The organism is Sphingomonas sp. CCH9-F2 (genome assembly GCF_001556735.1).
Taxonomy (GTDB): Bacteria; Pseudomonadota; Alphaproteobacteria; order Sphingomonadales; family Sphingomonadaceae; genus Sphingomonas; species Sphingomonas ginsenosidimutans.
Genome location: NZ_LSJO01000286.1, coordinates 1 through 8,198, shown reverse-complemented (window position 1 = coordinate 8,198; position 8,198 = coordinate 1). Strand labels below are relative to the sequence as shown.

Below are 8,198 nucleotides of genomic sequence, written 5' to 3'. Positions count from 1 at the left end.
GCCTATGACGCGGTGCGCGACACGCTGTCGCCCGCCGAGTTGCAACGGCGCATCGCGGCCCAGGCACCCGGCTTCGCACTGCGCTCGATCACCTATCGCCATGATGCCAGGCAAGCGGCACATGGCGACGTCACCGGCGTCGACCTGCGCTACGGGATGCGCGCGCCGACCTATGGCCGGGCGGAGATCGACACCCGCACCGGCGCGATTACCGAGGCAGACTATATGCCGGGGCGTCAGGGGCCGTGGTTCGCGGCGGTCACGTCCTTCTTCACGCTGCATTTCGGCAGCTTCGGTGGCGCGCCCGTGCGCTGGTCCTATTTCCTGCTTGGGTTGGCCGGCGCGTTCCTGTTCTACTCGGGCAACCTGCTCTGGATCGAGAGCCGCCGCCGCAAGGAACGCAAGGCGGGCGCGGTGACGCAGACCCGTGCCACCCGTATCCTGGCAAGCCTGACGGTGGGCGTTCCGCTGGGGTGCGTGGCGGGCATCTCGCTGACGATCGCCGCCGCGAAGTGGCTGCCGGCCGACCGGGCCGATCTCGCCGCGTGGCACAGCCGCATCTACTATCTCGTGTTCGTCGCGGCCGTTGGCTGGGCGCTGCTGCGCGGCGCGGCGCGCAGCGGATCGGAGCTGCTATGGGCTGCGGCCGGCGCGACCGCCGCCATTCCGCTCACCACGATCCTGTCCCCTGCGCTGGCGCATGGCTGGAGCCATCCCGGTGCAAGCCGACTGGTCGATCTGGTCGCGATCCTCGGCGCGGCCGGTTTCGCCGCCATGGCCAGGGCCGCACGGCGGCGAGCCGTGGCCGGGCCGCGTGACAGCGTCTGGGCCGCTCCGGCCATCGCCACCACGTAGGAGAATGACATGAACCTCCTCGCCATCCGAGCCACCGGGATCGCCGGGATCGTCGGTGCGATCTGCTGGGCGATCGGCGATGTCCTGCTGGTCGGCGGGTCGGCGCCTCCCGAGCAATTCCCGCTGCTGCTGCGCGACTATGCCGACCGCATTCCGTTCAAGGCGCTGGCATGGATGCTGCCGCTCGACGAGTCGAGGCTGGCGGCGGGCGCGATGATCGCCAACCTCTCCATCCCGCTCTATCTCGCGGGAAGCTGGCATCTGTATCAGGGCGTGAAACCGGCGGGGGGCATCCTCCCATTCGCCGCGTTCGCGCTGCTCTTCTGCGCCAATGCCTGGTCGCCGCTCGGCCATGCGTCCTTCTATTACCCCGGCATGGTGTACAAGACGATCCCGACGCTTCCCGTGGCGGCGCATCCCGCACTGCTGACGCTGGGCGCGCAGTTTAGCCGGATGCAGGCGGCGGCATGGTTCCTGGCGGTGATCCCGCTGGCGCTCGGCATGATGCTGTTGTGCGTGACGATCCTCGCCCGCCCGACCCGCTATCCGCGTTGGTCGGCGGTCGTGCTCAATCCCGTCGTGCCGCTGCTGCTCGCTGCCATGGGTGCGGCGTTACCGGCACCTGTCGGGCCATGGTTCTTCGCCGCTGCCCTCAATATCGGGTTCTTCATCGTCTATACGCTGTCCACGATCCTGCTTTGGAATGGCGGCAGGACCTTCGCGCGGTAAAGACGCGAGATCGTCGACAATCGGGAGATTTCCGCCAATGCCTCGTTCGGCGTGACCGGACGAAGCGATTGCGATAGATGCGCGTCGGTGTCCGCCAATCGATCGATCGCAACCCCTGGCATTTCCGTCGATGCGATCGTCGACAAAGCACTCGACCTTATCGCGTCCGGCGGCCTCGCCGAACTGACCTTGCGGCCGCTCGCGACGGGGCTGGGCGTCAGCGTGCCGGTGATCTCGGCGCGCATGGGCAGCAAGGAACAACTCTTGGAAGGCCTGACGCAGGCGGCGCACACGCGCGACCGGGCGTTCCTGGAAAAATGGGCGGCGCTCGCGAAAGCGGTGGGCGCGACGGATAGCGCCTCGCGCGCAGCCATTGCCGAACTGGCGCTGCGCGAATGGGTGACACGGGAACGGCGCCAGGCGGTTTTGCTGATCGAGCTGGTCCACGACCGTGCGCTTCGGCCCGACCGGCTGGCGGCGCTTGAGGATTGGCTCGACGATGCCGGGCGCTTCTGGGCCACGCTCATATTCGGGGACACGGCGCTTGCCGAACTGGCGCTGGGCTATGTGCTGGACGAGGCGGGATTCTCCCTCGGCATCGGCGACGATCCAAAATACGCCCTGCTTCGCTCGCTATGCCTGCAACGCTTCGCGCGCGGCATCTTTGCCGATGCGGATGCCGGCACAGGTGCTGCGATCGCATCGTTGATCGGCCTGTTCGATACCGCCGCACCGCCCGCGGTTGAGGAAGAGGACCCGAAACGCCAGCGGATCATCGCCAGCGCCGCCGAACTGATCGTCTCGCAAGGGATCGACAGCGTGACGCACCGCTCTGTCGCGCTCGCTGCGGGCGTGCCGGCCTCTACCGTCGTCTATCATTTCGGATCGCGCCCCGCCCTGGTGGTGGCAAGCCTCCACGCGGTTATCGCCCGCTTCCACCGCCGCCGGAGCGATATCCGCATCGGCGATGGCGGCGGCCCGCCCAGCGACACCAGCATCGAAGACCTGATCAAGGCGACATCGATGATCGCGCTGGCGAGCGCCCGCGAACCCAGCCTGCGACCCTATGCAATCGACATGCGGCGCCGGCGCGGCGAGAATTGGCGCGCGAGCGACATGCAGGCGATGCAGATCGGCATCGGCGCGGCGTTCGATCGCGCGGCGGGACAGGTGCTGTCGATCGCCGCCTTCGGGTTGGGCATGATCGGCATGGCGCGCAAGGCGTCCGATCCTGCGCACCTCGCTCAGGCCTTTGCCGCGCTGGAGGCATGGCGGACTGGCTCATTGGCCTGAACCGAAGGAGCCCTCGAAACGGCATCACCCGCTGACAGGCACCGTCGCCGGCGTGGAGCGGCAGGGCGGATCGGGATGCATCGTGCGCCGGCTATCGCGCGCGCCGGCTTCGAGGCGCGCCCATCCTCACACGCTGGTTTGGCTTGGAAATCCGGGCGATCCCCCCCGGCACGAGGCGACTGGGACGGCTTCTGAAGAATGAGCACGCCCAAGGCTGAAACTGAACAACTGTAATTTTGCCGTCATGGGCACCTCATAGGAAGCACTCCCGTAGCCCACCGAATCGGTGGGACTCGGGGGGCACTCTGGATGACGAACGACCTATTCCGCGCGCTGATGGCCAGCGCAGCAACTCTGGGTTGCAGCTTCGGCGCTACTGAACAGGCGTTTGCACAGAGCGCCGACACCGCTAGGGTGCAAACGAGCGAGGGGGCAAGCGACACCGCGCTTACCGACATCGTCGTCACGGCGCAGCGCCGCCAGGAAAAGGCGCAATCGGTGCCGATCTCCATCACCTCGGTCACCGGCCAGGCGCTGGAGGACAGCGGCTTCACGTCGCTGACCGACCTGCAATATGTCGTGCCTGGTGTCCAATATGACCCGACCCAGGGGGCGGCCTTCCAGATCCGCGGCGTCGGCAGTACGTCCTTCGACTTCTCCAATGCCAAGTCGGTCAACGTCGTCGTCGACGATGTCGTGATGGACGCCCAGCGCGACAACGGCCTGATCGGCCTCACCGACATCCAGCGCGTCGACGTGCTGATGGGCCCGCAGGGTACATTGTTCGGCAAGAACTCGACGTCGGGCGTGATCGCGATCACGACCAACAAGCCGGTGATCGGCCAGTTCTCCGGCACCGCCTATGCCAGCTATGGCGAGCGCAACGACCGCAACGCCAATGCCACCGTGAACGTGCCGATCAGCGATCGCGCCGCGCTGCGCGTCTCCGGCTTTGCACTGGGGCAGGACGGCAAGGGCCGCTATGTCGTGCTCGACCGCAATCTTGGCCTGGTCAGCGAATGGGGCGTGCGCGGGAAGCTGCTGTTCCAGCCTTCACCGTCGCTCGATCTGCTGCTCGCCGGCGAATATACCCACCACATCGACACGGCCATCCGGGTGCCCGTCGGCGGGCCGACCGGCTCGGCCTTTGCGCCCGCCGCCGCGCTCACCGCGGCGCAGATCGCGCTCGGCGTCGTCCCGGGGCCGGAGAATGCCGACAGCGCCGACGGGTCGCTAGGCCACAACACTACGACCAACAAGGGCGGCTCGCTCCATGTGAACTATGAGATGGGCCAGCACACACTGACTTCGATTACCGCCTATCGCGAGACCACATTCGATAACGACACGCCTGCCAATTTGCTTCCCCGCGACGTCTATGCCTTCATCCCGTTCAACTCGGGCCGATTGAAGACGAACAAGTTCAGCGAGGAGATCCACTTCGCCTCGCCCACGGGCGGGACGATCGAATATCTGCTCGGCGCCTTCTACAACAAGCTGAATGCCAAGCAGACCCAGTTGCAATGGGGCACGCTCGGCACACCGCTGCTGTCGCCTGCCGGCGTCCCGTCGCCGACGCTCTATGCGCTGACCGGTGCCTTCGATCCGATCACCAAGGCGATGCTGGGCAATGCCGTGCTGTTCGACGCCACCAACGAGGCGGCGGCCGCGTTCGGCCAGATCAAGATCACGCCGGCACCCCGGTTCAGCGTGACCTTCGGCGGACGCTACAATTACGACTGGAACAGCCAGACGATCAGCTACATCAATATCGATCCGAAGCCGATCACGGGCTACTCGCCGACCTTCATCGCCACCAGTGCCGGGCCGACCGAGGCATTCCGCACCGGATCGAGGAGCGGCGGCCGGTTTACCTATCGCATCGCGCCGCAGTTCACGATCAGCCGCGATGTGATGATCTATGCAAGCTATGCCACGGGCTACAAGCCCGGCGGCGTCGCCTTCGTCGGGAACCGCTACGATCCCTACAATCCCGAATCGGTGAAGAGCTGGGAAATCGGCCTGAAGAGCGAATTGTTCGATCGCCGCGCGCGGTTCAACCTCGCGGCCTTCTCCTCGGAGTTCACCAATTTCCAGGCGACCATCCTCACTCCGGTGAGCACCGGGGTCGGCGGGTTCATCCTGGCGTCGGCAATCGGCAATGCGCCGGGCCTGCGCTCGCGCGGTGTCGAAGCGTCGCTGACGGTCAAGCCCGCCCGCCAGTTCACGCTGGGCGGCTCCGTGACCTATACCGATGCCACCTTCACCGACTACGTCGCCAGCCCGACCGCCAACTATACCGGCACGCGCCTTACCAATGCGCCGGAATGGCAGGCTAGCGTCACCATGGACTATGCGGACGAGATCGGCGCCGGGCTGAACCTCAAGGCGCACCTTGATTATGGCTATCGCAGCGACACCCAGACGGTGACGGGCGCAATGCTCGGCGATATCCTCGCCCCGGCGGTCAGCAACCCGGACGGCACCAAGACGCCCAATTCGACCTATTCGCGAATCCCGGCCTATGGCCTGCTGAACGGCCGCGTCAGCCTGGCCAGGCTGGATGATGCGGTGGAGTTCGGCGTCTATGCCCGCAACCTGCTGAACACCTATTATTCCACCGGCTGGCAGATCTACGGCCCGCTCGGCCTGCTGCACTATACCTCGCCGAACGCCTACCGGACGCTCGGCGCCTTCGCAAAGATCAACTTCTGACGCACCTTCGACGCCGCCCCCGCGCCATCTGGCCGGGGCTGCGCACGACCCGTCGCACCTAGGACGCACGACATGAAGAAGCTTGCCGTCACGCTGGGCCTGATCGCCACCGGCACCGCCGCGATCGCGATCGCCCGGGAACCACGCCGCACCGAAGAGGTACGGATCAACCAGATCCAGGTGATCGGCACCCACAACAGCTATTCGCAGGGCGTCGACCCGCGGTTGCTCGCGATGGTCGACGCCAAGCTCGGCGCGAAGCTGGCGGCCTTCACCAAAGCGATGCCCGAGAAGATGAAGGCTGACTGGCAGGAATATCACCCCAACTTCACCAGCATGAGCGAAGGCCTGAGCTATCGCTACACCACGCTGACCGATCAGCTCGACGCGGGTATCCGCAGCCTTGAGATCGACATCAACAACGATCCAATGGGCGGACGCTATGCCCATCCCGCAGGCTTTGCGGCGTTGCGCGCCACGGGCGTCAGCGACAGCCAGATGCTGCCCTATGACGCCACCGACATGGAGAAGCCGGGCCTCAAGGTGTTCCACATCGCCGATCTCGATGTGCGTTCGAGCTGCAACCTGTTCACGCGCTGCCTGAAACAGCTTCGCGCCTGGTCGGATGCGCATCCGGATCATGCCCCGATCTTCATCCTGGTCGAGGCGAAGAGCGATGCCGTGCCGGTCTTCCCCAATGGAACGCCGCCGCTCGCCTTCGATCGCGCGGCCTTCGACGAGATGGACCAGTCGATCTTCCGCGAGATCGGCCGCGACAAGCTGGTGACCCCCGATCAGGTCCGCGGCACCTATGCCACTCTCGAAGCTGGCGTGCTCGCACACAACTGGCCGACGCTGGCGACATCGCGTGGCAAGTTCGTCTTCCTGCTGCTCACCGCAATGGATCCCCAGGCGCTTGCCGCCTATCATGAGGGGCATGAGAACCTGGAAGGCCGCGCCGCATTCCTGCGCGCCACGCCGGGGCAAAGTTACGCCGCGTTCCTGCTGCTCGACAACGCCAATGTCCGCGCCAGGGAGATTCCCGAGCGCGTGAGGCAAGGCTATCTGGTGCGCGCTCGGGCCGATATCGAGACCTATGAGGCGAAGGTGAACGATCCGGTCCGTGCCAAACGGGCCTTTGCCAGCGGCGCGCAGATCGTCTCCACCGACTTCTACAAGCCGGGCAACGCCTATGGCACCACCTATGTGGTGCGACTGCCGGGTGGTGGCGAGGCACGTTGCAACCCGGTCAATGCGCCGAAGGGCTGCCGTCTGACGCGCTGACGCGCTCACCGGCAACCATTCCTTAATTCCCTGGCGCCTACGCTCCTCAGCGGAGGCGTCGTTTTTTTGCGAAACTATCAGGAAGAAGGCAGGCTTGCGGCACTGCGCCAGCTCAAGCTGCTGGACACCCCGGCCAGCGAGAGCTTTGACCGCATCACGCGCATGGCCAGCCAGATCTTCAACCTGCCCGTCGCCGCCGTGTCCCTGACCGATCGCGACCGACAATGGTTCAAGTCCCGGGTCGGCATAGATCATGATAGCATTCCGCGCGACAAGGCTCCCTGTTCGGAGGTGGCCGAGACGAACGAACCCGTCGTCATCGAGGATTTCGCTGCCAGCCCATCCTACGCCGACAGCGTGCTGGCCCACGCGGGGACGCGCTTCTATGCCGGCGCACCGCTGATCACCACCGACGGATATGGCCTGGGGGCATTGTGCGTCCTCGGAACGGAGCCTCGCCAGATAACGCCGTCCGAGATGGCGGCGCTGATCGATCTTGCGGCGATGGTGATGGCGCAGATCGAGTTGCAGCACGCCTTTGGCCGCATCGACCCGGTCAGCGGACTGGCAACCCAGATGCAGTTCCGGGACGATCTCGTCGACCTTGCCCGTGATCGCCCCGGCGAGCGGCGGTTCGCCGTTGCTGTCGACCTTGCGCGCGATGACGAGTTGAGCCGGTTCCGGCAGGCCATGGGCGGCGCTCGGGTCGACGACATGATCCGCGAGGCGTCGCTGGCGTTGCAGACGGCGCTGACGCCGGCGCGAACGGCCTATCATGTCGGCGCGGCCCAATTTGCCTTCCTGTCGCCGCCCGATGTCGAGCAGGACGCATATCTGGGCCTGCTGCGCTCCACCTTCGATACGATCCGGGCGGTCTCGTCGGTGCGCTTCGTGACCAGTGTGGCGATCGGCGTGCGTCCGTTCATCCTGGGTGAGGTGGCGGCAGATGATGTCCTTAGAGGGGCGTCCAGTGCCGCACAGGATGCGCGTCGCGAAGATGGGGCGATCGCGGTCTACTCTTCCTCAAACGACATGGCGCATCGGCGGCGCTATCGCCTGCTCCAGGATTTCGGTGCGGCGCTGGAGGCGGATGACCAGCTTCGGCTCGTGTACCAGCCGCGGCTGGCATTGGCGACGGGCCGCTGCATCAGTGTCGAAGCGCTGCTGCGCTGGCGTCATCCGACCCTCGGCGACATCTCGCCCGCCGAGTTCATTCCCATCATCGAGCGAACGACGCTGGCGCGTCAGACGACCCAGTGGGTCCTGAACTGTGGATCGGCGTGGAAAAAGGACCCCGGTAGCGGGGTGATCGGCGTCGAAAA

6 protein-coding genes are annotated in these 8,198 nt (G+C 65.8%); all 6 read left to right on the top strand.

The window, feature by feature from the left end:
• On the top strand, positions 1–855 hold an 855-nt coding region (locus tag AX685_RS08690; protein ID WP_197418534.1), incomplete at its 5' end, for a PepSY-associated TM helix domain-containing protein.
• A gap of 9 nt (positions 856–864) precedes the next feature.
• Positions 865–1,584, top strand: coding sequence for a DUF6796 family protein (locus AX685_RS08685; protein WP_066487617.1), 720 nt, complete (start codon positions 865–867; stop codon positions 1,582–1,584).
• Between the two features lie 87 nt (positions 1,585–1,671).
• A complete protein-coding gene (locus tag AX685_RS08680) occupies positions 1,672–2,877 on the top strand; it encodes a TetR family transcriptional regulator (protein ID WP_066487613.1) in 1,206 nt (401 codons plus the stop codon).
• A 309-nt stretch (positions 2,878–3,186) separates the two neighbouring features.
• Positions 3,187–5,592 (top strand): TonB-dependent receptor, encoded by a 2,406-nt coding sequence (locus tag AX685_RS08675; RefSeq protein WP_231738719.1) that lies wholly within the window; start codon positions 3,187–3,189, stop codon positions 5,590–5,592.
• 72 nt (positions 5,593–5,664) lie between these two features.
• Positions 5,665–6,876: a Ca2+-dependent phosphoinositide-specific phospholipase C gene (locus AX685_RS08670; protein WP_066487610.1), complete on the top strand. Its 1,212-nt coding sequence runs from the start codon at positions 5,665–5,667 to the stop codon at positions 6,874–6,876.
• A gap of 66 nt (positions 6,877–6,942) precedes the next feature.
• On the top strand, positions 6,943–8,198 hold a 1,256-nt coding region (locus AX685_RS08665; RefSeq protein ID WP_066487607.1), incomplete at its 3' end, for a sensor domain-containing diguanylate cyclase.